Here is a 25504-nt window from a genome sequence, read left to right on the forward strand (position 1 = left end):
CATGCAGCCACCCATGAAAACAGCGCAGTCGACGCTCGCGTGTTCGCAACCGGCCGGCAGCTGGGTACGGGCCGTCTGATGAGCAAAACCCGCTTTTCCGATCAGCGCGAAGCACAGAGCCGTCGCGATCCCGCCGCGTCGCGGCGCCGCGCGTTGCTCGCCATTCCCGCGCTCGGCGTGCTCGTGCTGATTCTGCTTTGGACTGTCATCTTCGCGCGTCTTTCGGTCGAAAAAGAAGCCACCTATCGCGAAGCCATGGCGTCTGCCGCGATACTCTCGGCGGCGCTGGAACAGCATACGATCAAGGCCATTCACCAGGTCGACCAGATCACGCGCTTCGTCAAATACGAGTTCGAGAAAACGCCTGGGCGTTTCGATCTGACCACCACGGTCGAAAAAGGCGTCGTGCAAAGCGAGACGCTCGTGCAGGTGTCGCTAATCGATGAGCACGGCAAGCTGATCGCCAACACAGCCGAGCTCAATCCGAAGCGCATCGACCTGTCGGACCGCGAGCACTTCAAGGTTCACGAGCACGAGAACGACGACCAGTTGTATATCAGCAAGCCGGTGCTCGGTCGCGTGTCGGGCCACTGGACCCTGCAGATGACGCGCCGTCTCAATCATCCGGACGGCACGTTCGCGGGCGTGGTGGTGGTGTCCGAAGACCCCAGTTATTTCACGAGCGACTTCTACAACAACGCGGCAATCGGCCGCGAAGGCGTGATCGCAGTCATCTCGGACAACGGCACGGTGCTCGCGCGGCGCACAGGCAGCGCCGTGAACGCGACCGGCGCGTTCTCGGCAAGCGGCTCCTACCCGACCTCGGAACATGTGTCGGGCACCTATGTCGATTCGATCGACAATGTCACGCGCATCGTGTCGTACCGGCATATCGACGGCTATCCGCTCGGCGTGCTCGTGGGTCTGTCTCAAGCAGAGGAATTCGCCGACTACAATCACACGCGCAACGTCTATCTGCTGATGGCGGGTTTCATCTCGGTGGCCATGCTGAGCTTCTTCGCCGTGGCAACCGGTCTGATCGGCAAGCTGCTCGGCCGCGAGCGCGAAATGACGCATCTTGTCGAATACGATCTGCTCACCGGTCTGCGTAATCGCTACGCCACGTTGCGCACGCTGCGGCAAGAAGTGGCGCACCCGGCCAACCTCGGCCACCTCGCAATCCTGTTCATCGACCTCGACAACTTCAAGACGGTCAACGACACGCTCGGCCACAACGCCGGCGACATCGTGCTGCAAATGACGGCCTCGCGCCTCGCCACCGCGGTCGCGGACGGCGGCACGTTAAGCCGCATCGGCGGCGACGAGTTCGTCGTGGTGATCAAGGGCGACGACGTGGAAAAGCGCGCAGTGGCGCTTGCGGAAGCGGCCGCGGAAGCGTTCTCCAAACCGTTCGAAGTGCGCGGCAGTTCGTTCGTACTGCACGCGAGCATCGGCATTGCGCTTTACTCGGTCGCCAACGAAAGCGAGATCGACCTGCTGAAAAAAGCCGACCTGGCGATGTACAGCGCGAAAGATGCAGGCAAGAACTGCTACCAGTTCTATTCGCCGCAACTGTCGCACCGCGCGGATCACCTGATGAAGTGGGAGCAGCAGTTGCGCGTGGCGCTCGCCGAAGGGCAACTGTTCCTCGCCTATCAGCCGAAGATCGACCTGACGCGCCGCTGCATTACCGGCTTCGAGGCGCTGGTGCGCTGGAATCATCCGCAGCACGGCCTGATTCCCGCCAACGAATTCATTCCGGTTGCCGAGTCCACGGGGTTGATCGTGCCGATCGGCGACTTCGTGATAGAAACCGCGTGCCGCCAGTTGGCGATATGGCAGCAACAGGGCTACGACACGCTCTCGCTCGCGGTCAATATTTCGGCGGTGCAATTCTGGCGCGGCGACCTGTACGAAACGGTCTCGCACGCGATCGAGGAAAGCGGCATTTCCGCGCGCCGTCTCGAACTCGAAATCACCGAAACGGCGATGATGGAGTACCCCGAGCTCGTCTCCGAGAAGATCTTTGCGCTCAAGCGCCTCGGCGTGCGCATCGCGCTCGACGACTTTGGCACCGGCTATTCGTCGCTGTCGTACCTGAACCGGTTCTCGGTGGACACGCTGAAGGTGGACCGGTCGTTCGTCCAGGCCATTCCGGGCGACCGCAGCGTGTGCGTGATGGTCACGGCGATCGTCAATCTGGCGCGCTCGCTCGGACTCACAGTGGTGGTGGAAGGAACGGAGACCGAGGAGCAGATTGCGTGGCTCGCGGCGCTCGGCCATATCGAGGCGCAGGGTTTCCTGTTTTCGCGCCCCGTTCCCGTCGACGCGATCCCGGCGCTGCTGGAACGCTTCGGCGTCTGCGGCATGAACGGCCGACGCCCCATTCAGGAAGCGAACAGCGCGAGCGCCAGCACGAACGGTTAGGCGGCGCCGGCGTACGCAGCATATCCGGCATACACCGGATGGGCTGGATGGGCTGGATGGGCTGGATAAACGCGATGGGACTGACACGCCGGACAGCCTCGTCGAAGGCTTCGCGTCCACGCCGCGCCCTGGCAAACCGGTCAATACCGCCGCCGCCCGAAACCGGCTACATTCTCGCTGTATCGCGTTTTCGCGCGACGCCGTCGGACCGGGCGGCCGCGCGCAACATCAAGCAAACATCAAGCAATCCACAGGAGGGGCGCCCGCACACCGGGTACCCGTGGCGCCATGCAGACGATAACAAGCCACGATGCGGCAAGACGAGGGGAGCGGGAACCGCTATGGATGCTGTTCAAGGTCGTGTTCGGCCTGTCGGCATTGTCATGGGGCGGCCTCGCGCTGATGGCGCAGCTCGAAAATCATTATGTGGAGCGCGAGGCGAGAGTTTCACGCGTCGCGTTCTCCGATCTGATCGCGCTCGCGTGGATGGTGCCGGGACCGGTGGGCTGCAACGTCGCCGTGCAACTCGGTCACGCCCTGCGCGGTCGCGCCGGCGCATGGGTTGCGGGCGTCGCAAGCGTGCTGCCGTTCTTCCTGCTGATGACGCTTTTCGCGATCTTCTATCGCACGCCTCTCGTGCGCGCCGCCGCGTCGCAAACTTTGCTCAATCATTTCAGCGTGGTGCTTGCAACGCTGATCGGCATCACCTGGTACAAGCAGACGCGCGCGCTGGTACGCGGCAAGCTCGAGTGGGCCGCGGCGCTGCTCGGTTGCTTTGCGCTCTTCTTCGCGCACAGCCCCGCCGCGTATGTGCTGATGCTGAGCGCGGCATTCGGCGCCGGCTGGGTGGTGAGCCCGGAGCGCGACACGCGCTTCGTGGTGTCGTTCGCGCGCGGCGACTGGCAGATACTCGCCATGCTGTGCGTGTTCGTGCTGCTGTTCGCGCTGCCGCTGCCGCATCGCTACGATCTCGCGCTACTGTGGCCGCGCCTCGCCGGTGCCGGCATGACGCTCTTTGGCGGCGGTTTTTCCGCGTTGCCGGTGCTCAAAACCTTGTTCGTCACACCGACCGTAGGCATTTCGGACAACGACTTCACGCTGGCGTTTTCGTTGTCGCCGATATCGCCGGGACCGCTTCTGAATGTGGTGCCGTTCTTCGGCTATCTCGTCGACGGATGGGCGGGCGCGCTGCTCGCCACACTCGCCCTGTTCGTGCCGTCGGGCTGCCTTGTCGTGCTTGCGCAGCGGCATCTGCATCAGTTGAAAATGAATCCGCGGTTCGAGCACGGCATGCGGATTCTGCGCGCTGTCACGACTGCCTTTCTCGCGGTGGCGGTGCTGCGTATTGCCGGGCGCGTACCGCTGCAACCGGTGTATCTGCTCACCGCCCTCTTTTCTGCGATGTGCTTTGCCAAGCTCAAGCTGCCCGTCTACGCGGTGTACGGCACCGTGGCCGCGGCGTGCGGATTGTATCTGGCGTATGGCGCGTGGGGTTAGGAGTTGGCGAAGCGCCGCGCCTGAACAAATGGCGTGCGAGCTGACCGCGCCGGTGCCGTCACGCGCCGTCGGCCGGCGGCGCCGCATTCGATCTTGCGCGCTCTCAGAAGCCCCGCGAAAGCACCGCGACGCCGACAGTCACCACGCCCAGCACGATGTTGACCAGCACGAGGCGCCGGATCGTGCCGACGGCCTGCGCGCCGTCCGGCCATTTTTGCGCCTGCACCGCGCGGCGAATGCGCGGAAACACGGCAAAGCGGATATGGCCAAAGATCAGCATCATCACGATGCCGATGCCGGCCATTGCATGCAGCGGCCAGGTGGCGTGACCGCCGCCGAATTGCATGAGCAGGAAGCCGCCCGTCAGCAGAATGACGAGCACCGAAGCAGCCACCCAATTGAAGAAGCGGCCGAACACCGATTCCCACAACGGCAGACGCAATTGCGGCGAAAGATCGGCCATTGCCGGGCGCAAGCAGAAATGCGCGAAGACCATCCCGCCCACCCACACCGCGACCGCGAGCAGATGCAGGAAGAGCGCGAGTTCGATAGCCTTGTTCATGGTGTATTCCTCTCCGACTATGCCGCGCCGCTGAAGCGAAACGCGATGAGCAGCGGCTATTGAGCGCGTTCGACCGCACCTCTTGCGTGCAGTTCCGAAGCGCCCACGGCTTAAGTCGCTTTTCTTGTTGTTATTGCGGCGCGCGCGAGGCCACGAAGAAGTACCGCGCATCAGGTACTTGGTCTCGACATCGCCACGCCGCCCCCGAAGATTTCGCGCGGTGGACTGCGCTTGTTGCTGTGCTTCTTGCTTTGCTAGTTGCTGTGCTTGTTCGCGCGGTGAGAGGCCGTGCCGGTTTGCACTGCTGATTGGCTGCGCTTGCCTCAGCGCGCACGAATCCGATTGCTGCCGCGCTTATTGCTCGCATCCAATTCTGCTGTACGCGGCCGGCGTCTGCGCATGCTAACAGACGCCGGCCGCTTTCGACATGAATGTGCGTCAGCCGGCCAGCGCGGGACGCATACCTTCGAGCTTGAGCTTGCTCTCGGGTGCACGGCCCTTGCGGGCGCGCTTGCCGACATGCGCAGCCAGCGCGGCGCCGCTCAGCTTTTCTTCGTCGAGACGTCCACCGCGACGCGCGCCGATCAACATCACGCCTGCGCCGTTAATGGCGAGCGCCTGCACCAGCGTTTCCTTGTCGTCGAGCGCCATCAGCGTGACGCCGCGTCCGCCGCCCGAGAGCGTCTTCATTTCGTCGATGCCGAACACCAGCAGACGCCCCGTCGACGACAGACACGCAACCTGCGACGCGTCCGGCAACAGCGGCATCGGCGCGAGCGGCACGGCGCCCGCGTCGATCGTCATGAACGACTTGCCGGCCTTCACGCGGCTCACCATGTCGCCGACCTTGGCGATAAAACCGAAGCCGTTGCTCGACGCAAGCAACAAGGCCTGATCCGCCGAAGCCGCGTAGTAATGCATCAGATGGCTGCCCGATTCCAACTCGATAAGCGACGTGACCGGCACGCCGTCGCCGCGGCCGCCGGGCAACGACGCCACCGCCACCGAATAGACGCGCCCGTTGCTGCCCCACGCGACGAGCGTATCGGGCGTGCGGCACTGGAACGCCGCGTACAGACCGTCGCCGGCCTTGAACGTGAAGCCGGCGGTATCCAGGCCGTGGCCCTTCAGCGCGCGCACCCAACCCTTTTGCGAAACCACGACCGTGACGGGTTCGTCGATCACGCGCGCTTCGTAGGTCGCGCGCTTTTCCTGCTGGATCAGCGTGCGGCGCTCGTCGCCGTATTGCTTCGCGTCGGCTTCGATTTCCTTGATGAGCAGGCGCTTCATCGCCGATTCGCTGCCGAGCAGTTCCTCCAGCTTGGCCTTTTCATCGCGCAATTCCGCAAGTTCCTTCTCGATCTTGATCTTCTCGAGCCGCGCCAACTGACGCAACCGGATTTCGAGGATGTCGTCGGCCTGACGATCGGAGAGCCCGAACGCGGCCATCAATGCGACCTTCGGCTCGTCGGACTCGCGGATGATGCGGATGACTTCCTCGATGTTCAGATAGACGATCATCCGCCCTTCGAGGATATGAATGCGGTCGTCCACCTTGGTCAAACGATGCCGCGTACGACGCGTGACCGTGGCGAAGCGGAACGCAATCCACTCGTGCAGAATTTCGCTCAAGCCCTTCTGACGCGGCCGGCCGTCGCCGCCCACCATCACCAGATTCAGCGACGCGTTCGACTCGAGGCTCGTATGCGCGAGCAGCGTGTTGACGAACTCCGTCTGATCGATGCGGCTCGACTTCGGCTCGAAGACGAGACGCACCGGAGCGTCCTTGCCCGACTCGTCGCGCACTGCGTCGAGCAGGCCGAGCATGGTTTGCTTCGCCTGCAACTGTTCAGGCGTGAGCGCCTTCTTGCCGAGCTTGATTTTCGGATTGGTCTGTTCCTCGATCTCTTCGAGCACCTTCTGCGCGGCCGTGTTCGGCGGCAATTCGGTGATAACCAGTTGCCACTGGCCGCGCGCGAGGTCTTCTATCTTCCAGCGCGCGCGCACCTTCAGACTGCCGCGGCCGGTTTCATAAGCCGCCGCGATTTCCGCCTCGCTCGAAATGATCTGGCCGCCGCCCGGAAAATCCGGCCCCGGGATGTGCTGCATCAACTCCGCGTGCGCGATCTTCGGATTGCGAATCATGGCGACCGTGGCGGCCGCGACTTCGCGCAGGTTGTGCGACGGGATCTCGGTGGCGAGGCCCACGGCAATGCCCGATGCGCCGTTGAGCAGCAGGAACGGCAGACGCGCGGGCAACTGCCGCGGCTCCTCTTCCACGCCGTCGTAATTGGGCATGAAGTCGACCGTGCCCTGATCGATCTCGTCGAGCAGCAGCTTCGAGATCGGCGTGAGGCGCGCTTCGGTGTAGCGCATGGCCGCCGCGCCGTCGCCGTCGCGTGAGCCGAAGTTGCCCTGGCCGTCGATCAGCGGATAGCGCATCGCAAAGTCTTGCGCGAGACGCACGAGGGCGTCGTACGCCGACTGATCGCCGTGCGGATGATACTTACCGATGACGTCGCCCACCACGCGCGCCGACTTGACCGGCTTCGCGTTGTCGCTCAGGCCGAGCTCGTTCATCGCGTAGAGAATGCGCCGCTGCACCGGCTTCTGGCCGTCGCAGACGTCGGGCAGCGCGCGCCCCTTCACCACGCTCACCGCATATTGCAGGTAGGCGCCTTCCGCGTAATTGCCGAGCGTGAGAAAGTCGCCTTCGGGCGCGGGCGGCTCGGTGAAAAGGTCGAGAGTGTTATCGTCGTCCATCTAGAATCCGTATCGTGTTTGACGTGAGGTTTGCCGCGGGAGCGCTTGCGCCGCTCAAATGTCCGCTTCGACCTCGTTGCCCTTTTCTTCGAGCCAGCTGCGCCGCGAAGCCGCTTCGCCCTTGCCCATCAGCATGGTCATGCGCGCGACCGTGGTGTCGTAGTCGAGCTCGCCGAGCGCCACCGGCGTGAGACGCCGCGTGTCCGGGTTCATCGTGGTGTCCCACAGTTGCTCGGCGCTCATTTCGCCGAGACCCTTGAAACGGCTGATCGACCATTGCGTGTCGCGCACGCCGTCCTTTCGCAGCTTGTCGAGAATCGCTTCGAGCTCGCCTTCGTCCAGCGCGTACAGCTTCTGCGCCGGCTTCTTGCCGCGCGCGGGAGCGTCGACGCGAAAGAGCGGCGGACGCGCCACGCATACGTGGCCACGCTCAATCAATTGCGGGAAATGTTTGAAGAACAGCGTGAGCAGCAACACCTGGATGTGCGAGCCGTCCACGTCCGCGTCCGACAGAATGCAGATCTTGCCGTAGCGAAGGTTCGACAGATCGACCTTGTCGTCCGGGCTATGCGGATCGACGCCGATAGCCACCGAAATGTCGTGTACCTCGTTATTGGCAAAGAGACGGTCGCGCTCGGTTTCCCACGTGTTCAGCACCTTGCCGCGCAGCGGCAGAATGGCCTGATATTCCTTGTCGCGGCCCATTTTCGCGGAGCCGCCGGCAGAATCGCCTTCGACGAGGAACAACTCGTTGCGGGAGATTTCCGTCGATTCGCAATCGGTCAGCTTGCCCGGCAGCACCGCCACGCCCGAACTCTTGCGCTTCTCGACCTTCTGGCCGGCGCGCGTGCGCGCCTGCGCCTGCTTGATGACGAGGTCGGCGAGTTTCTTGCCGTGCTCGACATGCTGGTTCAGCCACAATTCGAGCGCGGGCCGCGCGAACGACGCCACCAGCTTTACCGCGTCGCGGCTATTGAGCCGCTCCTTGATCTGCCCTTGGAATTGCGGGTCGAGCACCTTGGCCGACAGCACGAACGAGACACGCGCGAACACGTCTTCGGCTAGCAGCTTCACGCCCTTTGGCTGCAGGTTGTGCAGTTCGACGAAGCTCTTCACCGCCTGGTACAAACCTTCGCGCAACCCCGACTCGTGCGTGCCGCCCGCAGGCGTTGGAATCAGGTTGACATACGACTCGCGGGTGAGCGGCCCTTCCTCGCTCCACGCGACGACCCATGCTGCGCCCTCGCCTTCGGCAAACGTCTCTTCGTTCGCGCGCGAGTTTTCGGCGTAACGCTCGCCTTCGAAAAGTGGAATCAGCAGGTCGCTGCCGTTCATGCCTTCGAGCAGGTAGCCGCGCAAGCCGTCTTCGTATTTCCAGCTCTGCTGCTCGCCGGTCTTTTCATTGACGAGCGTGACTTCGACGCCCGGCAGCAGCACCGCTTTCGAGCGCAGCAGACGTTGCAGTTCACCGAGCGGCAGGTTCGGCGAGTCGAAGTACTTGGGATTCGCCCATGCGGTCACCCGCGTGCCCGATTTCTTTTCACCCTTGGCGGCTGCGCGCACTTCGAGCGGCTTCGCCACGTCGCCATTGGCAAAGCTCAGCGCAGCGACCTTGCCGTCGCGCCACACGGTGACGTCGAGCCGCGTGGACAACGCGTTGGTAACCGACACGCCGACCCCGTGCAGGCCGCCGGAAAACGTGTATGCGCCGCCGGCCGCTTTGTCGAACTTGCCGCCCGCATGCAAGCGCGTGAAGACGATTTCGACAACCGGTACGCCTTCTTCGGGATGCAGGCCGAAGGGAATGCCGCGGCCGTCGTCTTCGACCGACACCGAATGGTCCGCGTGCAGCGTGACCGTGATTTGCCGGCCATAGCCGCCGAGGGCTTCGTCCGACGCGTTGTCGATAACTTCCTGAATGATGTGCAGCGGATTCTCGGTGCGGGTGTACATGCCGGGCCGTTGCTTGACCGGCTCCAGACCCTTCAACACCTTGATCGACGCTTCGCTATACGCGGCGTTTGGCTTTTTCGTAGACATGGTTGACTCGGGTGCGTCGGTTCATCGTTGTCCACAGGTCCTGTTCATAAGTCCGTGGACAATGCGTTGAGTTTTCAAAAAAAGCGAAACGAAACAACGTGGTTAGGTGGGGTGCCCGCAGTGCGGGCATGCTGTTTTGCTGCTCGGCTTCCGCACGGCTTTCGCATGCCCGTAGCATTTGTGCCGCGCATTTGTGCGGCGCGCCTGGCCACACTGGCTTTGGTGCGCGCTGCCAGTTCCGGCGTTCTATCGCGACTCGCGGCCGGCCTTGTGGCTGGGCAGCGTCGCCGCACATCCGAACGCCGGGGAAGCCCGGTTCGCGGGGTATTTTACTGATTTCGAACCTGGCGGCAATTCAGAACGCACGTGAGCGGCCTGACGGACAAGGCGTTTCACACGCGCCGGCGAAGGCACCGCCGGCGCGACACGTCGGCGCCGTCACGTCATTTGCGACGGTTTTCGAGCTCGTCCCAGCGTTCGAGCGCGACCAGCAGTTCTTCGTCGATCGCGGCGTAGCGTTCGGAAAGACGCGCGCCCTCCTGCGGGTCCTTCGTGAAAACGGAGCCGTCTTCGAGCTGTGCGCCAATGGATTTCTGCTCCGCCTCGAGCGCGGCGATTTTCTCCGGCAGCGCCTCCAGTTCGCGCTGTTCCTTGAAGGACAGGCGGGCCGCGCGCTGCGCGTTGCGGCCCGCTGAATTGTCCTTGCCCGACGTGTCTTTGCCGGCGTCTTTCTGGGCGTCTTTGGCCGCGTTGCTGCTGGCCTCTTTCTGCGCCTCCTGCGCGAGCTGCTGCGACCGCTCGCTTTGCACCTGCCAGTCGGTGAAGCCGCCTACGTACTCACGCCACTTGCCCGCGCCTTCCGACGCGATCACCGAGGTTGCCACGTTATCCAGAAACGCGCGGTCGTGGCTCACGAGAAGCACGGTGCCGTCGTAGTCGGTGAGCAATTCCTCGAGCAGCTCGAGCGTGGGAATGTCGAGATCGTTGGTCGGTTCGTCGAGCACCAGCACGTTGGCCGGACGCGCGAACAGGCGCGCGAGCAGGAGACGGTTGCGCTCGCCGCCCGACAACGACTTGACCGGCGAACGCGCGCGCTCCGGCGCGAACAGAAAGTCGCCGAGATAGCTCATCACGTGCTTTCTCTGGCCGTTCACCTCAACCCATTCGCTGCCGGGGCTGATGGTGTCGGCGAGACTCTTCTCCAGGTCGAGCTGTGCGCGCATCTGGTCGAAATACGCTACCTGCAGATTTGTGCCGACGCGTACCGTGCCCTCGTCCGGCTTCAGTTCGCCGAGGATGATTTTCAGCAGCGTGGTCTTGCCCGCGCCGTTCGGGCCGACAAAGCCAATCTTGTCGCCACGCATGACCGTGGCGGTGAAGCGGTCGATGACCGTACGCGAGCCGTAGCGCTTCGTCACGTCCGTCAGTTCAGCGACGATCTTGCCCGACTTTTCGCCCTGGCCCACGTCGAGCCTGACGTTGCCCTGCACGTTGCGGCGTTCGGCGCGCTGCTTGCGCATTTCCACGAGCCGCGCGATCCGGCCGACGCTGCGCGTGCGGCGCGCCTCGACGCCTTTACGAATCCACACTTCTTCCTGCGCGAGCAGCTTGTCGGCCTTCTCGTTTTCGACGCGCTCCACTTCCAGTTGCTGCGCCTTGCGCGTCTGATAAGCCGAAAAATTGCCCGGATACGACAGCAGACGCCCGCGGTCCAGCTCGACGATGCGTGTCGCCACACGGTCGAGGAACGCGCGGTCGTGGGTGATAAAAAAGAGCGCCGCGCGCTGCGATACGAGCAGGTCTTCGAGCCAGCGGATGCCGTCGAAATCCAGGTGGTTGGTCGGCTCGTCGAGCAGCAGCACGTCTGGCTGAACCACGAGCGCACGCGCGAGCGCGACGCGCTTTTGCATGCCGCCCGACAGCGAACCCACGCGCGCCTCGCCATTCAGGCCGATTTGCTGCAACGTGGTCGCCACGCGCGTGCTCCAGTTCCAGGCATCCGCCGCGTCAAGCGACGATTGCAGCGTGTTCATGCGCGCCATCAGCGCGTCGTGCTGCGCGCCTTCGGGTTCGTCCGCGAGCTGGTTGGCGACCGCGTCGTATTCGTCGAGCAGCGCGCGCGCGTGCGTGAGGCCCGCAGCCACCGCGTCAAACACGGTGTCGTCCGGATCGAACTCCGGCTCCTGAGGCACGTACACCGTGGTCAGATTCTGCTGGCGGGTGATAAGCCCGTCGTCCGGCTTGGTCAGATCAGCAACGATTTTCAGCAGCGACGACTTGCCCGCGCCATTGCGGCCGATCAGCCCGACTCGCTCGCCCGTTTCGAGAGAGAAGTCCGCGTGATCGAGCAACGCTACGTGACCGAACGCCAGTTGGGCTCCGGTAATGGTGTAAAGCGACATGGAGAATTGGAGAAGACAGCGAGGACTCGGAACTGCCCATTGTACCGGGCGCGCGCGACGCTGCCTGTAGGCCGGAAGATATAGGACGAACGGAGCGCGTGGCGACGGCGGGCGCCGGGCTGTGTGGCGAGGAGCGGTTGGCGGCGCGGGGCTCCGCAGCGCGGTATCGCCAGTTCACGCCCGGCCGACGGCCCGAGGCCGCGCTTACTTCACATGCACGGTAATGGTCTTGCTGAATTCGGGACCATAGGAGCGATGCGCGCCGTCGCCGAATTGCAGCGTCAGCGTATGGTCGCCCGGCGGTAGCGTGAGGTCCGTTTCTGTCTGGCCCTTGCCGAAGTGCAGCGATTTGTCGTTGGCGGGAATCACCTCGCCTTTCGGCAACGGCTTGCCGTCCACCAGCAGATGATGATGCCCCGTGCCCTCCGTCATCGTGCCGGCGGGTGCGACTTTCATGCCGTCCAGACCGAACACCACGTGGACGGGATTGCTGACGGTGGCACCGTCCGTCGGCTGCACGAAGGACACGCCCGCCGCCTGCACTGCACCGGATGCCGCCAGCAATCCAGCCAGTGCAGCGCCGGTCAACCATTTGGTTTTGAACATCGTTTTCTCCTGGTTAGAAACACGAGCCACACAGAATACGGAATCACGCCGTGAGTCCGCAGCATACACGCACAGTGTGTCAGGCCCCGGCGGCTGGTCATCCGGAGTAAACCGGATCACCGATGCAGCTGACAAATTCCGGTAATATTGCGGGTCGCCGCCGACGCCCCAAAAAGGGGCAGACTGCGCGGATCATTGCATTGAATAGAGAAGAGTGCGTCGTGAGTGAAGTAATGGATGTGACTGACTACAAGAGCTGGGTCTGCCTGATTTGCGGCTGGATCTACAACGAAGAGGAAGGCTTGCCCGACGAAGGCATCCCGCCCGGCACCCGCTTTGCCGCGATTCCCGAGGACTGGCGCTGCCCGCTGTGCGACGTTGGCAAGGCCGAGTTCGCAGTAGTCGAGTTCTGAGGTTGCACGGTTGTTGATCCGCCGCCGGTTTTGATTAAGCCGGCAACGCAAAAACGCGTCCGTGGCGCAAGAACGCTTACGTGGTTTACGCGGCCCTGCAGGTCATGCCTGCGGGGCCGCTTCTATTTTGGGATCGGGATTATCGAGGGGATGGGTTTAACCCCCCCCGCGCCTGGTTGTCGTCTATCGACGCGCCTTCCCCTTTTCTGTTTGCTCTCCTTCCTGCTCGCGCTGCGCGGGTGCATACGGCGGCTGCCGCTGCGCGTGTGTGGCGCAGCCCGCAGAGATGGCCGATCGTTGGTCGTGCGGCGCACATTCGCACGCACGTCTCCTGCGTAAAACGTAGACCCATGGCGACGCATCAACGCGGATACCGGTCTGCGGCGTCTCCATAAAAAACGATAAACTAGGGGGACAACAACATGTGCACAACATGGAGACACGGCATCTGCGTTGCGCTGATGCTGGCAGCAAGCACGGCCGTACACGCCGACGTGGACTGCGGCGGCGGGCGCGGCGGATACCGCATGCAGACATCGGACGGCTGGTTTCACAGCGACAAGCTCAAGCACTTCGCGGTCTCGGTGCCGTTCGGCGCGCTAGGCGCGTACCTGGCCCGCGACACAGCGCACCCGGTGATCTACGGCACGCTGATCGGCACGCTTCCAGGGCTGATCAAGGAAGGGATCGACGGCACCTGTCGCAGCAGCGGTTTTTCCTACAAGGATCTGGCCGTGGATGTCGTCGGCGCGCTCACCGGCGCGCTGCTCGGCAACTGGGCTATTACGTATAGCCGTAGCTCGCGCGGGCAGGCGGTGGGTGTTGCCTATTCGACGAGGTTTTGAGGCAATCCGGACCAGTGTGAGCGCGGCGCGGCTGTCGGCGTTTTTGCTATACTCTTGCCCTCGCTTGCATGGCTGAACGTGAGCGGCTGCCGTGGAATGTCGATGCGGCGATTGAGATGTCCGGGGTCTGGTCCACCCCGTTATTGCTGTCCATCTCCCTGTAGTTCAATGGATAGAACAAGTGCCTCCTAAGCGCTAGATGCAGGTTCGATTCCTGCCAGGGGGACCACCCAGCCTCGCCAGCACTTCCCAGTCTTGCCAGAAAAGCCCCGCTACGCGTTGCGCTCCGGGGCTTTTTCATACCCCCACGCCCAAAGCCACGCCCAGAATGCGCCTAAAAGATCGTCCCGCTGATCGAACGGCGCAGACGCTCGCAAAGCACCTCCGGCTGCGCTCGAGGGTGCGGCGTAACTCGCCCAAGTCGCAAAGAAAGAATGGCCAGCGGTCCACGTCAATAAAACATTATTGCGAGCAAATCTCTCACGAACCGCGTATCAAGGGAGCCATCAGAAACACCCCGAATTCCCGCAGAAAAACACCTACATATCTCGTGTAGACTGGGTCCAGGTAATAAAAAGAAAGATATGAGACATGGGCCTGTACAACATCGTGCCGTACTTCGTGATCATGGCGATCCTGTGCTGCCTGTTTGCACTCCCGATATTCGCCTTTGTCGACGACGCGGCTGGCGTAAAAGAGCGAATGCAGACTATCGACGGGCTCCGTGGTTTTTTAGCGGCGTCCGTCATGGTGTATCACGGCCTGATCAATTACAACTACGTGACGGTCGGAAAATGGATGGCGGCAGACGCCCTGTTCTACCGCCCGCTCGGCGGTGTTGCCGTGATGTTTTTCTTCATGATCACGGCGTTTCTCTTCTGGACGCGTCTATTAGGACGCGATGGCAGGCCCGATTGGGCGGCCCTTTATATCGGGCGGTTTTTCCGGATAGCTCCGCTATACATCTTTGCTGTCCTGGCAATGACCTTCATCGTGTTCTGGCGATCCGGGTTTGAACTGCGCGAGCAACTGGGAATATTTCTGCCGAACATGGGTCGCTGGCTCGCATTTGGCCTGAACGACGACATGCAACCAATCAACGCTTTTCCGTGGACCATTTTCATTCTGATGGGCGTCACGTGGAGCATTAAATACGAGTGGTGGTTCTACTTCTCGCTGGTCGTCAGCGCGGTGTTCGTCAGAACCGGAATGCACATGGTGTTTGCGCTTGTCGGTCTCGCCGCGTCGTTCGCGATCATCCTCACGACGCAGTCCGACCTGTGGTGCCTGCCGGCCGCATTCTTCTGCGGAATGGTTACGGCGTCGCTGTTGCACGAGAACGTCAAGCCGCGCATGCTCGAAAACACGATGTCGCTCATTGCGCTCGCAGTGCTCGCGCTCCTGTTCTCGTTCGCGAAAACGCACGCGGGCGTCGTGCAGATCGCCCTTACCGGCATCGCCTTCTATATGATCGCTTGCGGCGCTGACCTGTTCGGCCTGTTGCGACTGAAGTCTGCGCAGCGTCTCGGGCACGTCAGCTACGGAGTCTATCTGCTGCAGGGAATACCGATAACGCTGCTGTTCTGGAACGCGCCGTTCAGGGCATGGGCGGTTGTGTCGCCCATGCATTACTGGCTGGCGCTGCTCGTCTGCGCGGCGCTCTTATGCGTTGTCGCTGCCCTCACGTTCGCGTTGATAGAGCGCCCCTTCATTCAGCTTGGCAAGTCTATCCATAGCCCCGCTTCATGGTTGAAGGCCGGCGCCTCGCGCACAAACGTCCGTTAGCGGCAAGGGAGACTGCGCTGAACGCCGCCTGTTCTACTGGCACAGGATCTCACCGTTAGCACGACTATCCCCAGCACCCATCCCGCCGGCAACCCTAGCCCCGCTCGCCCCGCATATCGTCGAAAAGGGGCACCGCCGCAAGCGTCAGCAGAACAATCGCGAGCGGCACGGTCGATACAAAACCCAGATGCTTGAACCCGAGCGCGCCCGCCAGGCCGCCCGCGACGAACGAGAACAGCAGCGAGACGAGCAGAGTCAGCTTCTCCCGATCCGCCTGCACCAACCCCTCGCCCGCAACCGGCCGCGCGTTCCAGTAGACCATCTTGCCGAGTTCAATACCGACGTCGGTGACCAGACCGGTCACGTGAGTGGTGCGAATCTCCGCGCGTGAGATCTTCGTGATCATCGCGTTCTGCAGCCCCATGACGAAGCACAGCATGCAAACGGTCACCGGCACGAACAGTACGCGATGTTGCTCCAGATTCGCGCCGACGAAGCCAAAGCCAAGCAGCAGAGCGGCTTCTATCGCGAGTGGGGTCGCATACACGCTGCGCAGACGCCGGCGCCGGCCCCAGTTGATCAGAATCGCCGACGCCGCCGCCCCCATTACGAACGAGAGCAGCGAACCGAGTCCCGCGATGAAGAGGCTCGCGTCGCCGAGCACGGCATTGTCCGCGAGCGACGACACGATGCCCGACATATGCGACGTATATTGGCCGACGGCAAGAAAGCCGCCCGCGTTGGCCGCTCCCGCCACGAATGCCAATGATCGTCCGAGACGCCGATTGGTCGCGTCCGTGCGTTCGGGCGCTGTAAAGCCGCGCAAATAGTTGATGGGCATTGGACAAACTCAATTCTGGTCGCGTGAGCTGGCCGACCGGCGGGCGCAAACGGTCGGCGCATAACGGTCGGCGCATAACGGTCGGCACATAACGGTCGGCACATAACGGTCGGCACATGATCGCGGAAAATCGTAGCATGGGCCGCGCGCGGCGCGCCCGGCAAATTGGCCCCGTAGCTACGTCGCACGATTACCGCGCCGCCGCGAGGCCGCTGGCCAGGTCGCCGCCTCGCCGCGCCGGCTCGTCTCTACACCCGCTTCGGACTATCCAACCCTCGGACCACTGCGGGCCGCGCGACAAACGCCGTGAGCGCGCGCCGCACGTTCGGGAAGTCCTGGATGCCGACCAGATCGCCTGCCTCATAGAAGCCGATCAGATTGCGCACCCATGGAAAAATGGCGATGTCGGCAATCGAATACTGATCGCCAAGCAGCCACTCGCGTCCCTCCAGACGCTGCTCCAGCACACCGAGCAGCCGCTTCGATTCGGCGACGTAGCGATCCCGCGGGCGTTTGTCCTCATACTCCTTGCCCGCGAACTTGTGGAAGAAGCCAAGCTGGCCGAACATCGGGCCGATGCCGCCCATCTGGAACATCACCCACTGAATGGCTTCGTAGCGGCCGGAGGCGTCCTGGGGAATCAGTTGCCCGGTCTTGTCCGCGAGATAGATCAGGATCGCGCCGGACTCAAAGAGCGGCAACGGCTTGCCGTCAGGACCGTTGGGGTCGATGATCGCGGGAATCTTGTTGTTGGGGTTCAACGAGAGGAATTCCGGTGTCATCTGATCGTTCGTGTCGAAGCGCACGAGGTGCGGCTCGTACGGCAAGCCGGTTTCTTCGAGCATGATGGACACTTTCACACCGTTTGGCGTCGGCAGCGAATAAAGCTGAATGCGCTCAGGATGCGCGGCAGGCCATTTTTTCGTGATCGGGAAAGCGGTCAGATCTGTCATGGAATAAGGTAGCCCTGTGCGGTGGCGGGAAAAACGCTATCAAGACGAACGGCGGCCGCCCGGCCGGGGTTCGTCAAGATGCGGAGCGCCCAATATAAACCCACTCGGCTCGGCGCGTGCGGCGGCCGGCAGGTCTGCGCATCAGGCCGCGCTTACCACAGGTCTTTCGTCGCGCTGCCCGCGCTGACGTCATAGCCCTCGCGCCACAACGCGGCGCCCACGGTCAGCAGTTGCGTGCGGTGAGCGACATCGAGCTGCTCCCACGCCGATGCCAGCCAGGCCGCGAAATTCGTACAGGTTTCCTCGAGGTCGACTGGCGCTTTGCCCTCCAGGTACTGTCGTTCGAACATCGAAAGCACTTTCTCCGGTGTCATTGGCTCGCCTCCATGTTGAATGCATTCAGTCTAAAGGCGTCGCAGCCAGCGCGGCGCATCTGGAGCGCCAAAACCGGGTTACTCCCAGGCCGCAACCCGCGGCAATTGAAAAAGGCGCCGGAGCGCCTTTTTCATGGACAGGTAATGCAGCCGCATTACGGGTTATTGCGCTTCGCTTCGTCCTTGGCATCTTCCTTCGCGTCGCCGTAGGACTGCTGCACTTTGCCCGCCCCCTGCTGTAGATCGCCCTTCAGTTCCTTGCCGGGGTTGTCGGTCGCCTTGCCCACGGCTTCGTTGATCTTCCCCTTCACCTGTTCGCCTACGCCTTTTACCTGGTCCTTGTTCATCTTTGGCTCCGTCTGGAAGTAATGCCGACGCGACATTGCGCCAGTAACCGTGTCGAGCAACGGCCATGCCCGGCACTTCCTCCGACCAAAGGCGCGAAATTCTCCACATGCGCAGCCGCGTTGCATGCGCGCCACCGAAATTTTTTCACGCCAACCCTAAAGTTGCCCTTCAGCCTGCCGTAATAGCAGCCACGGAGGAGCCATGGACCGCACACCGACTACCCTGTCTGCATCTTCGAAAACCGCTTTGATAGACGGCGACATCACCCATATCGCGCGTGCGATGCGGCTGTCGTTGCAAGGCGATCTGGCCGGGCCCATCCTGTCGCCGACCTACTGGCGAGAACGTCTTTACAAGCTGCTCGACCTCGGCAATCTGACTCACCCGCAACTGTGCGCGGTAGACAGCCTTCTGCTGCAACTCGACCAGTTCGAGGCCGAGCCGCCGCTGCCCTGGGATGAGCTCGCGCCCGCTACCGCGGCGCTTTTTCCGCCCACGCACGAAGCCAACGCCGGCCACCGCGCCTGACGCGGCGCTTGGGGTTCGCTTGGGGTTCGCCTGAGGTTTGCCTCGGCGCGCTGCGGGCCGCGAGCCTATGCTGGGCACCGCCCTCGCCGGAATCCGTTGAAAAAATGGCCGCGAACTGCGCTGCGGCCTCAACACGTCGCAACGCGGGGACTTCGCGTCACGCTGCTAGCGTACACATCCAACCATGACACGCGCATTTCGGCGCCCGCCTTTGCCCGGCGCCACATCGCGCCCCAAAATTCCTGGACAGGCGGTTGTCGAACGGTCAAAATGTCCGCCAAAATTCCCAGCGCTCCGAGCGAAAAGGCAACATGACACGCGACATGACCCCGGCCACAAGGCACGATCTGCTCACACAGGCCTTGCAGGTCTATAGCCAGGCGGAAATCGCGGCGCGCTGCGGGAAAAATGTTCGCACCATTCGCCGCTGGAAGAGCGATCAAAGTTGCCCGCGCATTGCGGAAGCCGCGTTGCGTGAGATGCTGCAAGACGAGCCGCGTAGCCAATCCGGCAACGGCCAGCCTGATTTTCGTTTCATCGACCTCTTTGCCGGCATTGGCGGCATTCGGCGCGGCTTCGAAGCGCACGGCGGCCGCTGCGTCTTCACGAGCGAATGGAACGAGTTCTCGAAGAAAACCTATCAGCAGAATCACCGCGACCCGGACGACGCGCACCAGTTCGTGGGCGACATCGTGTCTTTCCCGGAACAGTCGGTTCCGTCTCACGACGTGCTGCTCGCCGGGTTTCCGTGTCAGCCTTTCAGCATTGCGGGCGTGAGCAAAAAAAATTCGCTCGGTCGCCCGCACGGTTTCGAATGTACGACACAGGGCACGCTGTTCTATGACGTGGCGCGCATCATCGATGCAAAGCGTCCCGTCGCGTTTCTGCTCGAGAACGTCAAGAACCTCATGTCGCACGACAAGGGCAATACGTTTCGCACGATTCTCGACGTGCTGCGCGACGAACTCAAATACGACGTTCACTACAAGGTGATCGACGGGCAACATTTCACGCCGCAACACCGCGAGCGGATCGTCATTGTCGGCTTCCGCCAGGAAACCGGTTTTTCATTCGACGACCTGAAATTGCCAGCCAGCGGTCCGCGCCTTGCGTCGATCCTGCACAAGACCGACGGCAGCGAGCCGCTGTTGCCACACGACGGCGAGCGTTTCTTCGACCCTATGCGCCGCAGCGTCCAGCCGAAATACACGCTGACGCCGAACCTGTGGGCCTATCTGCAGGCTTATGCGGAAAAGCATCGCGCGGCTGGAAACGGCTTTGGCTTCGGCCTGGTGACGCCGGCCAGCGTCACGCGAACGCTGTCGGCGCGTTACCACAAGGACGGCTCTGAAATCCTGCTGGCGCAAGGCAAAGGCGAGCGGCCGCGGCGCCTCACGCCGCGCGAATGCGCACGCCTGATGGGCTTTCCCGACGACTTCGTGATTCCCGTGAGCGATACGCAGGCGTATCGCCAGTTCGGCAACAGCGTGGTCGTGCCGGTCATGCGCGAAGTGGCCCGCATCATGGTCCCGCACATCAGAGCACTACTCGCGCAAGACTTGCCGTCCCAGCAAGCACGAGTGCTGCTTCACGCGTAGCCAGGCGCGCAACGCGGTCCGGCACGGCAACGATAGAGGACCGGGCTGCGCGGCGGCTACGCTCAGCCTGCTGAGCTGATCGCGCACGATCGTGCCCATGCTGCTCGTCGCCGGCGCAGTTTATTGGGCGATTACCAGCGTGCTGATCGCGATCACCAATGGCGTGCGAACGAGACTCGCGAAATGATTGCGCCGCAACACGTTTCTCTTCGACCGCAGCAAGCCACATGACGATCAGCGCAAGCCACGACACACAACTGCGCATGTTCGTCGCGGTGGCAAAGTGCCATTCGCTGCGCGCGGCGGCTGACACGGTCGGCATCACGCAGCCAGCGTTGAGCCGCCATATTCAGTCACTCGAGCTCAAGCTGGGCCACGCCCTCTTCAGGCGGCATGGACGCGGCATGCAGCTCACGTCCGACGGCGAAGCGCTACTGCGCACGGTGGAACCGCTCTTCGACGCCCTTGACGAGTCCGTCTCTCATGCAGCGGCGCACGGCCCCGGCTGGGGACTTTCCCTGCGCATTGCCACTGTGCAGACGCTGATCGGCCATTTCATACCCAACTTCAGCAAGGAACTGCTGCGAATCTATTCGCAGACGCGGCTGTCACTGCAATGCGACAGTTCCAGTCACGTGGTCGAGATGGTTCTACGCGGCATGGCCGACCTTGGTCTGACTTATTCGACGGATCTCAGCACGATCGACCTGCAAAGCGTGGAGCTTCACGAAGAGCGCCTCGCGCTCTACCATAGCGCCGCCATGGATATGAGCCGCGAAGCCATGTCGCGCCTCTCCGAGTTGAAGCTGATTCTGCCGCCGCGTCATTTCGGAGTGCGACGCTATGTGGAACGGGTGCTGGGCTGCGCGATACAGCCGTCAATCGAATGCGACTCGCTGGAACTCTCATTGCGAATGGCGTCGATTAGCGGCGCCATTGCATTGTTGCCTGAACACGCTCCCGATGATTTAATAGTCAGTTGCAACCTGAAGCGCATAATCCTCGCGGATATTCCCCCTCGGCGGCTCGTCGCCTTCTGGCGCGTTCAAAGCCGCAAGCCCGTGGTGCTGGACACAGCCATTGAAATCGTCAGGCGGACTCACCCCGCCAAACAATAACAACACGTTAATTCAGAGTTATTTGTGAAACCGTGGCACCGCCTTTCGCGCCCGCTCATAATTGCACGGCATTACGCAACATCCATGCATGTTTCGATGGCATGTCAAGCCGGCACACAACTCGAAGAAGATTGGCAAAGAACCGGCCAGGTCGTCAAACGGCTTTGACGAGCAGCAATGCAATCATTTAATCGGTGAGGACACGATGAAGAATCATCAACTTCGCGCGCTCGTCGCCATTGCCGACGCCGGCAGCGTGCGCGGCGCAGCCCGCGCTCTCGGACTGTCGCCCTCCGCGATCACCCAGGCGCTGAAAGATCTTGAAGACTATGTCAACGCGCCTTTGCTGCAACGGGCAACGTTGACGGAATGCGGCAATACGCTTCTCACGCATGCGAGCCTTATCGTGTCGCAGGTCGAGCGTGCGCATGGCGCGTTGAACGAGATGCGAGGCGAGCCGTGCGGCAAGCTCTCAGTGGCTATCACGCCGTGGATAGCGTTATGTTTTCTTCAGAGATCTTCCTCCAGTTCCGCGAGCGCATGCCGAAGGTACAACTGGAAATGTTCGAAGGGCTCATGTCGATCGCCTATCCGCGCTTGCGTGACGGAAGCGTCGAAGTATTCGTCGGCCCGCAGGCTTCCGATCCGCTGAACACCGAATTCAGTTTCCGCCCACTGTTCTCCTGCGGACTCACGGTCGTCGCACGGCGCGGGCATCCACTCGCGCAGTCGCGCTCTCTCGCCGATCTGCTGGACGCCGACTGGCTGGTCTGTCTGGACTCGGACATGGAGTGCCGCCTTTCAAAGAAGATGTTCTATCGCAATGGCTTGCCCGAACCGCGCAACATTCACTTCACCCATTCTTTGACGGTGGCTGCGTCGGTATTGCAAAGAACGGACGCAGTCAGCATTTTCCCGTGGCCGCTGGCAGAACTTTGTGTGTCGCGTTTCAAATTCTGCGCGTTCCCGCTCAGGGAAGAACTGGAGGACACATCCATCGGCATCGTCTCGCGCAACGGCCATCCCCAAAGTCCGGCAGCGCATTGCCTGATCGACATACTCATGGAAACCATCCGCCATAGTGACAAGGCGGGCAGCGTGGAGGCAAAGCGGGTTCTGCAATCGACGGAGTTACTGTTCTAGCTCGCCACAGCTTGCGACGCCGGCGGCTCAATGCCTGAGCACTGCCGCCGGCGCATTGCAACGGTCAGCGCACCGGCTGGCCGTCGCGCGTAATCAACACCGCCGTTTCCGCGCGGTACCGTGCGTGCACACTGTCGCCCACGGCGATCCTGTCGAGCGATATGTTCGGTGCTATCTGCAACAGCACGCTTCGCTCCTGGCCGCGCAATACGACCTGGCGATTCTTGCGATCGAGGCTCTGCACGGTCGCGACCACGTCGACGTTGCGCAGCTTGACCGACATGCCGTGCGCGAGCGGCGTCGCCGCTTCCTCGTCGATCCGGGAGCGCACACCCTTCGCTTCCACCTTCTCGGCCGACAGCAACAGCGCGCCTCTATATTCGACGTGAACCTCGTCGCCCACTTTGAGGAGCCTCACATCGGCCACCTCGGGATCGACCTCGATTACCACCGTCGCGCCGCGCGAGCCCTCCACCGTGATGCGGCTTGTCTGTGTGTCGACATGGACGATACGGCTCTTGAGACGGGCTATCACTTCTGCGCCCGGCGTGCCGGTAGATGCGGCCGCGGGCATTTGCGCCTGCTGCGCGTGGCTCGCTGGCGGATGGCCCAACAGTAAGGCCGCAGCAAACGCGAGGTTCAGCATGGTGGGTAAGCGCATTGTGAGTGCACGCATATCTTGCTCCGTGTTCGTGATGAGTAGGTGTGGCGGACAAGCCAGGCGATTAGCGCCGCGCTTTTGTCACTCGTCGCCTCGTGACTGTCAGCCGCAACGTATCGCGAGCCCCTGCAGGCTGGGAAGAAGCGCAACCGTGAACGCGTTAATCGTCTGCGAACAGTAATGCCGCGCGCAAGACGTGACATAGGTTCGCGTGGCAGCCCATGCTCGCTGTTCAGTTTTGGTTTACGTGTACGCGATTCCTGCTCTTTCCCCTGCGCAGTGCTTGCACTACCTTTCCAGCACGTTGCAGCGAGTGACGACCCCGAGCCGCCACTTATCAAGGTCTGAGTGGTGGACTTTTGCGGCCGCCTGGCGCGGCCGTCTTTTTTTCAAGCAGGAGTGTCCATGAAGAAGATCGTTTCCACTTTGCTGTTCTGCATGTTCAGCGCGGCATCCGCATGCTGGGCGCAGACCGAACCCGACAGGACGCAGCCGGGCATGAACGATCAGATCGTCCAGATGCACGAGCGGATTTCCGAGGCCAATCGTGTCTATGACGCGAAAGTAGCCGCTGCTAAACGCGTCTATTTGCGACAGAAGGCTGCCGCTAAGAAAGAACGCGACGCCTCGGTTGCTGCCGCACGCGACGGCATGCCTGCGGCCGCAACGCAGTAAGTAGTCGGCGCAGCGCGTTTCGAACAACGAGCTTGCGGCGCGGATGTAAAGACGATCCACCACTGGTCAAACTGGAATAGGAGAGACGTCGAACATGAGACAGGACAGCACGGCACGGGCGTCGTCGCGTGACAGGCAGGCAGGGGTTGCGGCACCCAGCGCGATTGCTTCGCATACCGAATCGAAGGATAACAGTCACGCACATAGTAAAGATGAAAGACACAGGGAGACGGCAAAGCAAAGAAAACTGAACGCGTCGCAGCTCGACGCCGTCATGACACCCGGTGTCCGTTACACCTGCGTCGCGCTGGCGAAGCAGTTGAACGGCAGTCCGCGGCAGATCAAGGCTTCGCTGAGCCAGCTTGTCGACGCAGGAACCGTCCGCCATGTGCAGGAAGCTCGCATCGGCATCTACTGGGTGCCGACTCACGCAGAAAAGCGCAATTTCGAAGAGAAGCGCATGGCGCGCAGAACGCTCCTTCGCCACACGCTCGAAGGATATGACGCGGATCTGCGCAGACTACAAAGCCTCTGCATGCTGGTGCGCCGGTCCTGACAGGCACCGTCGCCGCGGTTGCAACCGCACGCGAAGCACACAATTTGCGTAAACTGCTCGCAAGTGCCGGCATGAGCCGGCTTCCTTGCGTGCGCTTCGCATTGAATGCCGACACCGCCCGAAGCGGCCTGCTTCATGCTCCCCGCACGCCGTCGCTGCTTACCGAGGAGCCCCAGCATGAGACGCACGTCCCCTCCCCGCACACGGAAGCGCACCGGCTACACGAGTTCGCGAAGCTAGCCATGGTCGATATCGTCGACAGTGCGACTCGCAGCCGCATGATGTCCGGTATCCGGGGCCGCAATACGAAGCCTGAAGTGCTGATCCGCAGTCTGCTGCATCGGCAGGGTTTCCGTTTCCGGCTCGATGCGCGCGATCTGCCGGGGCGTCCGGACATCGTGCTGCCCCGCTACCGCGCGGTCGTGCTGGTGCACGGCTGCTTCTGGCACGGACATGACTGCCGCCTTTTCAAATGGCCGCAAACGCGTCCCGAATTCTGGCGCGACAAGATCGGCCGCAACCGGACCAACGACGACAAGGTGCGCGCCGCGCTCCTCGCCGCCGGCTGGCGCGTCGGCGTGGTATGGGAATGCGCTTTGCGTGGTGCCGGTCGCGACATCGAAGGCGTGCTGACGCGGCTCGTGCAATGGTTGCAGAGCGACGCGCCGGACTTCGAGGAGCGTGGCTGAAAGCCGCGCGAAGCGCGCTCATTGCGAGCTAACCGAAAGCCCGCGGTGATAAACTCGATTGGCTGATCCGAAGCGGCGAAAAGCGCGCCGGGCATGATGAAAGCGCAGCCTCGACCGCCTGCTTCGGCCGTCAAAACCCGTCAAGAAGGGAGGCACACAATGGCTGATTTCCGTCTCTGGTCCGACGATTTCCCGAACAACGGCTTCATGCCGAAAGCGCACGAATACCACGACAAGGCGTTCGGCGTCGACGGCGAGAACATTTCGCCCACACTGCAGTGGGAAGGCGCGCCTGCCGATACGCAAAGCTTCGCGCTCACCGTACACGATCCCGACGCGCCCACCGGCAGCGGCTTCTGGCATTGGGTCGTGGTGAACATTCCGGCCGACGCGCGTTCGTTGCCGCGCAATGCCGGCAAGGCCGACGGCTCGCTGCTGCCGCAAGGCGCATTGCAGGTGCGCAACGATTACGGCACGGTGGGCTTCGGCGGCGCCGCGCCGCCGCGCGGCGACAGAACGCACCGCTACATCTTCCGGCTGCATGCGTTGAAGGTCCCGCATCTGCCTATCACCGCCGAAACGACCAATGCAGTCGCACGTTTCATGACCCACATGAATGAAATCGATTCGACCACGCATACCGGTCTCTACGAACTCAAATAACGGCAGGGCCAGGCTGC

22 protein-coding genes, 1 tRNA gene and 1 pseudogene are annotated in these 25504 nt (G+C 62.3%); 14 read left to right on the forward strand and 10 right to left on the reverse strand.

Going from position 1 to position 25504, the window contains the following annotated elements; all coding sequences use genetic code 11:
* Positions 1-78: 78 nt before the first annotated feature.
* Entirely contained in the window at positions 79-2427 is a 2349-nt protein-coding gene (locus JNB89_RS18195; protein WP_041728737.1) for a bifunctional diguanylate cyclase/phosphodiesterase, read from the forward strand.
* A gap of 288 nt (positions 2428-2715) precedes the next feature.
* Positions 2716-3924 carry a chromate transporter gene (locus JNB89_RS18200; protein ID WP_013338596.1) on the forward strand — a complete coding sequence of 403 codons (1209 nt, stop codon included), beginning with the start codon at positions 2716-2718 and terminating at the stop codon, positions 3922-3924.
* A 103-nt stretch (positions 3925-4027) separates the two neighbouring features.
* Here JNB89_RS18200 and JNB89_RS18205 read toward each other — a convergent pair whose 3' ends face one another.
* The 5 genes from JNB89_RS18205 to JNB89_RS18225 form a co-directional block, all read right to left on the reverse strand.
* Entirely contained in the window at positions 4028-4486 is a 459-nt protein-coding gene (locus JNB89_RS18205) for a CopD family protein (protein ID WP_013338595.1), read from the reverse strand.
* A gap of 438 nt (positions 4487-4924) precedes the next feature.
* Complete coding sequence (parC, locus tag JNB89_RS18210) at positions 4925-7249, reverse strand: DNA topoisomerase IV subunit A (RefSeq protein ID WP_220363196.1); 2325 nt, start codon at positions 7247-7249, stop codon at positions 4925-4927.
* A 54-nt stretch (positions 7250-7303) separates the two neighbouring features.
* Positions 7304-9289 (reverse strand): DNA topoisomerase IV subunit B, encoded by a 1986-nt coding sequence (locus JNB89_RS18215; protein WP_220363197.1) that lies wholly within the window; start codon positions 9287-9289, stop codon positions 7304-7306.
* A gap of 443 nt (positions 9290-9732) precedes the next feature.
* Positions 9733-11691: an ATP-binding cassette domain-containing protein gene (locus JNB89_RS18220; protein ID WP_220363198.1), complete on the reverse strand. Its 1959-nt coding sequence runs from the start codon at positions 11689-11691 to the stop codon at positions 9733-9735.
* Between the two features lie 204 nt (positions 11692-11895).
* Entirely contained in the window at positions 11896-12297 is a 402-nt protein-coding gene (locus JNB89_RS18225; protein WP_013338591.1) for a DUF4399 domain-containing protein, read from the reverse strand.
* 233 nt (positions 12298-12530) lie between these two features.
* Between JNB89_RS18225 and JNB89_RS18230 the strand changes: the two genes are divergently transcribed.
* From JNB89_RS18230 to JNB89_RS18245, 4 genes are all read left to right on the forward strand, one after another.
* A complete protein-coding gene (locus tag JNB89_RS18230) occupies positions 12531-12710 on the forward strand; it encodes a rubredoxin (RefSeq protein ID WP_013338590.1) in 180 nt (59 codons plus the stop codon).
* Positions 12711-13132: 422 nt separating this feature from the next.
* Positions 13133-13555 (forward strand): hypothetical protein, encoded by a 423-nt coding sequence (locus JNB89_RS18235; RefSeq protein WP_220363199.1) that lies wholly within the window; start codon positions 13133-13135, stop codon positions 13553-13555.
* A 154-nt stretch (positions 13556-13709) separates the two neighbouring features.
* Positions 13710-13784: transfer RNA gene (locus JNB89_RS18240), tRNA-Arg, on the forward strand.
* Between the two features lie 362 nt (positions 13785-14146).
* Positions 14147-15340: an acyltransferase family protein gene (locus JNB89_RS18245; RefSeq protein WP_220363200.1), complete on the forward strand. Its 1194-nt coding sequence runs from the start codon at positions 14147-14149 to the stop codon at positions 15338-15340.
* A 94-nt stretch (positions 15341-15434) separates the two neighbouring features.
* On the opposite strand, the gene JNB89_RS18250 is transcribed toward JNB89_RS18245, so the two are convergent.
* From JNB89_RS18250 to JNB89_RS18265, 4 genes are all read right to left on the reverse strand, one after another.
* Positions 15435-16181, reverse strand: a complete 747-nt coding sequence (locus JNB89_RS18250; protein WP_220363201.1) for a YoaK family protein — start codon at positions 16179-16181, stop codon at positions 15435-15437.
* A gap of 248 nt (positions 16182-16429) precedes the next feature.
* Complete coding sequence (locus JNB89_RS18255; protein WP_220363202.1) at positions 16430-17134, reverse strand: glutathione S-transferase C-terminal domain-containing protein; 705 nt, start codon at positions 17132-17134, stop codon at positions 16430-16432.
* A gap of 152 nt (positions 17135-17286) precedes the next feature.
* Positions 17287-17508: a hypothetical protein gene (locus JNB89_RS18260; RefSeq protein ID WP_013338579.1), complete on the reverse strand. Its 222-nt coding sequence runs from the start codon at positions 17506-17508 to the stop codon at positions 17287-17289.
* Positions 17509-17663: 155 nt separating this feature from the next.
* Positions 17664-17855, reverse strand: coding sequence for a CsbD family protein (locus tag JNB89_RS18265; RefSeq protein WP_013338578.1), 192 nt, complete (start codon positions 17853-17855; stop codon positions 17664-17666).
* A 202-nt stretch (positions 17856-18057) separates the two neighbouring features.
* On the opposite strand from JNB89_RS18265, the gene JNB89_RS18270 reads away from it, so the two are divergent.
* The 4 genes and pseudogenes from JNB89_RS18270 (at position 18058) to JNB89_RS18290 (ending at position 22243) form a co-directional block, all read left to right on the forward strand.
* Complete coding sequence (locus JNB89_RS18270) at positions 18058-18384, forward strand: hypothetical protein (RefSeq protein WP_220363203.1); 327 nt, start codon at positions 18058-18060, stop codon at positions 18382-18384.
* 323 nt (positions 18385-18707) lie between these two features.
* Positions 18708-19982 (forward strand): DNA (cytosine-5-)-methyltransferase, encoded by a 1275-nt coding sequence (gene dcm / locus JNB89_RS18275; RefSeq protein ID WP_223216802.1) that lies wholly within the window; start codon positions 18708-18710, stop codon positions 19980-19982.
* Positions 19983-20209: 227 nt separating this feature from the next.
* Positions 20210-21100, forward strand: coding sequence for a LysR family transcriptional regulator (locus tag JNB89_RS18285; RefSeq protein WP_220363205.1), 891 nt, complete (start codon positions 20210-20212; stop codon positions 21098-21100).
* Between the two features lie 205 nt (positions 21101-21305).
* A pseudogene (locus JNB89_RS18290) lies at positions 21306-22243 on the forward strand (LysR family transcriptional regulator).
* A gap of 64 nt (positions 22244-22307) precedes the next feature.
* Here JNB89_RS18290 and JNB89_RS18295 read toward each other — a convergent pair.
* Positions 22308-22919 (reverse strand): hypothetical protein, encoded by a 612-nt coding sequence (locus JNB89_RS18295; RefSeq protein WP_220363206.1) that lies wholly within the window; start codon positions 22917-22919, stop codon positions 22308-22310.
* A gap of 390 nt (positions 22920-23309) precedes the next feature.
* Here JNB89_RS18295 and JNB89_RS18300 point away from each other — a divergent pair, with 390 nt between their 5' ends.
* The 4 genes from JNB89_RS18300 to JNB89_RS18315 all read left to right on the forward strand — a co-directional run bounded on the left by JNB89_RS18300 (position 23310) and on the right by JNB89_RS18315 (position 25487).
* Positions 23310-23579, forward strand: a complete 270-nt coding sequence (locus tag JNB89_RS18300) for a hypothetical protein (protein WP_220363207.1) — start codon at positions 23310-23312, stop codon at positions 23577-23579.
* A 274-nt stretch (positions 23580-23853) separates the two neighbouring features.
* Positions 23854-24135 (forward strand): hypothetical protein, encoded by a 282-nt coding sequence (locus JNB89_RS31110; protein ID WP_223216804.1) that lies wholly within the window; start codon positions 23854-23856, stop codon positions 24133-24135.
* Between the two features lie 242 nt (positions 24136-24377).
* Complete coding sequence (locus JNB89_RS18310; protein ID WP_220363258.1) at positions 24378-24824, forward strand: very short patch repair endonuclease; 447 nt, start codon at positions 24378-24380, stop codon at positions 24822-24824.
* 159 nt (positions 24825-24983) lie between these two features.
* Entirely contained in the window at positions 24984-25487 is a 504-nt protein-coding gene (locus tag JNB89_RS18315) for a YbhB/YbcL family Raf kinase inhibitor-like protein (protein ID WP_013338563.1), read from the forward strand.
* The last annotated feature ends 17 nt before the right edge of the window (positions 25488-25504 follow it).

The sequence above is a fragment of the Paraburkholderia phenoliruptrix genome (assembly GCF_019511605.1).
Lineage (GTDB): Bacteria > Pseudomonadota > Gammaproteobacteria > Burkholderiales > Burkholderiaceae > Paraburkholderia > Paraburkholderia phenoliruptrix_A.

What these genes read in the sequence shown, in the direction of transcription:
- JNB89_RS18195 (WP_041728737.1), top strand. Translation starts at nt 79, where the DNA reads ATGAGCAAAACCCGCTTTTCCGATCAGCGCGAAGCACAGAGCCGTCGC.
- JNB89_RS18200 (WP_013338596.1), top strand. Translation starts at nt 2,716, where the DNA reads ATGCAGACGATAACAAGCCACGATGCGGCAAGACGAGGGGAGCGGGAA.
- JNB89_RS18205 (WP_013338595.1), bottom strand. Translation starts at nt 4,486, where the DNA reads ATGAACAAGGCTATCGAACTCGCGCTCTTCCTGCATCTGCTCGCGGTC.
- parC (WP_220363196.1), bottom strand. Translation starts at nt 7,249, where the DNA reads ATGGACGACGATAACACTCTCGACCTTTTCACCGAGCCGCCCGCGCCC.
- JNB89_RS18215 (WP_220363197.1), bottom strand. Translation starts at nt 9,289, where the DNA reads ATGTCTACGAAAAAGCCAAACGCCGCGTATAGCGAAGCGTCGATCAAG.
- JNB89_RS18220 (WP_220363198.1), bottom strand. Translation starts at nt 11,691, where the DNA reads ATGTCGCTTTACACCATTACCGGAGCCCAACTGGCGTTCGGTCACGTA.
- JNB89_RS18225 (WP_013338591.1), bottom strand. Translation starts at nt 12,297, where the DNA reads ATGTTCAAAACCAAATGGTTGACCGGCGCTGCACTGGCTGGATTGCTG.
- JNB89_RS18230 (WP_013338590.1), top strand. Translation starts at nt 12,531, where the DNA reads ATGGATGTGACTGACTACAAGAGCTGGGTCTGCCTGATTTGCGGCTGG.
- JNB89_RS18235 (WP_220363199.1), top strand. Translation starts at nt 13,133, where the DNA reads ATGTGCACAACATGGAGACACGGCATCTGCGTTGCGCTGATGCTGGCA.
- JNB89_RS18245 (WP_220363200.1), top strand. Translation starts at nt 14,147, where the DNA reads ATGGGCCTGTACAACATCGTGCCGTACTTCGTGATCATGGCGATCCTG.
- JNB89_RS18250 (WP_220363201.1), bottom strand. Translation starts at nt 16,181, where the DNA reads ATGCCCATCAACTATTTGCGCGGCTTTACAGCGCCCGAACGCACGGAC.
- JNB89_RS18255 (WP_220363202.1), bottom strand. Translation starts at nt 17,134, where the DNA reads ATGACAGATCTGACCGCTTTCCCGATCACGAAAAAATGGCCTGCCGCG.
- JNB89_RS18260 (WP_013338579.1), bottom strand. Translation starts at nt 17,508, where the DNA reads ATGACACCGGAGAAAGTGCTTTCGATGTTCGAACGACAGTACCTGGAG.
- JNB89_RS18265 (WP_013338578.1), bottom strand. Translation starts at nt 17,855, where the DNA reads ATGAACAAGGACCAGGTAAAAGGCGTAGGCGAACAGGTGAAGGGGAAG.
- JNB89_RS18270 (WP_220363203.1), top strand. Translation starts at nt 18,058, where the DNA reads ATGGACCGCACACCGACTACCCTGTCTGCATCTTCGAAAACCGCTTTG.
- dcm (WP_223216802.1), top strand. Translation starts at nt 18,708, where the DNA reads ATGACCCCGGCCACAAGGCACGATCTGCTCACACAGGCCTTGCAGGTC.
- JNB89_RS18285 (WP_220363205.1), top strand. Translation starts at nt 20,210, where the DNA reads ATGACGATCAGCGCAAGCCACGACACACAACTGCGCATGTTCGTCGCG.
- JNB89_RS18295 (WP_220363206.1), bottom strand. Translation starts at nt 22,919, where the DNA reads ATGCGTGCACTCACAATGCGCTTACCCACCATGCTGAACCTCGCGTTT.
- JNB89_RS18300 (WP_220363207.1), top strand. Translation starts at nt 23,310, where the DNA reads ATGAAGAAGATCGTTTCCACTTTGCTGTTCTGCATGTTCAGCGCGGCA.
- JNB89_RS31110 (WP_223216804.1), top strand. Translation starts at nt 23,854, where the DNA reads ATGACACCCGGTGTCCGTTACACCTGCGTCGCGCTGGCGAAGCAGTTG.
- JNB89_RS18310 (WP_220363258.1), top strand. Translation starts at nt 24,378, where the DNA reads ATGGTCGATATCGTCGACAGTGCGACTCGCAGCCGCATGATGTCCGGT.
- JNB89_RS18315 (WP_013338563.1), top strand. Translation starts at nt 24,984, where the DNA reads ATGGCTGATTTCCGTCTCTGGTCCGACGATTTCCCGAACAACGGCTTC.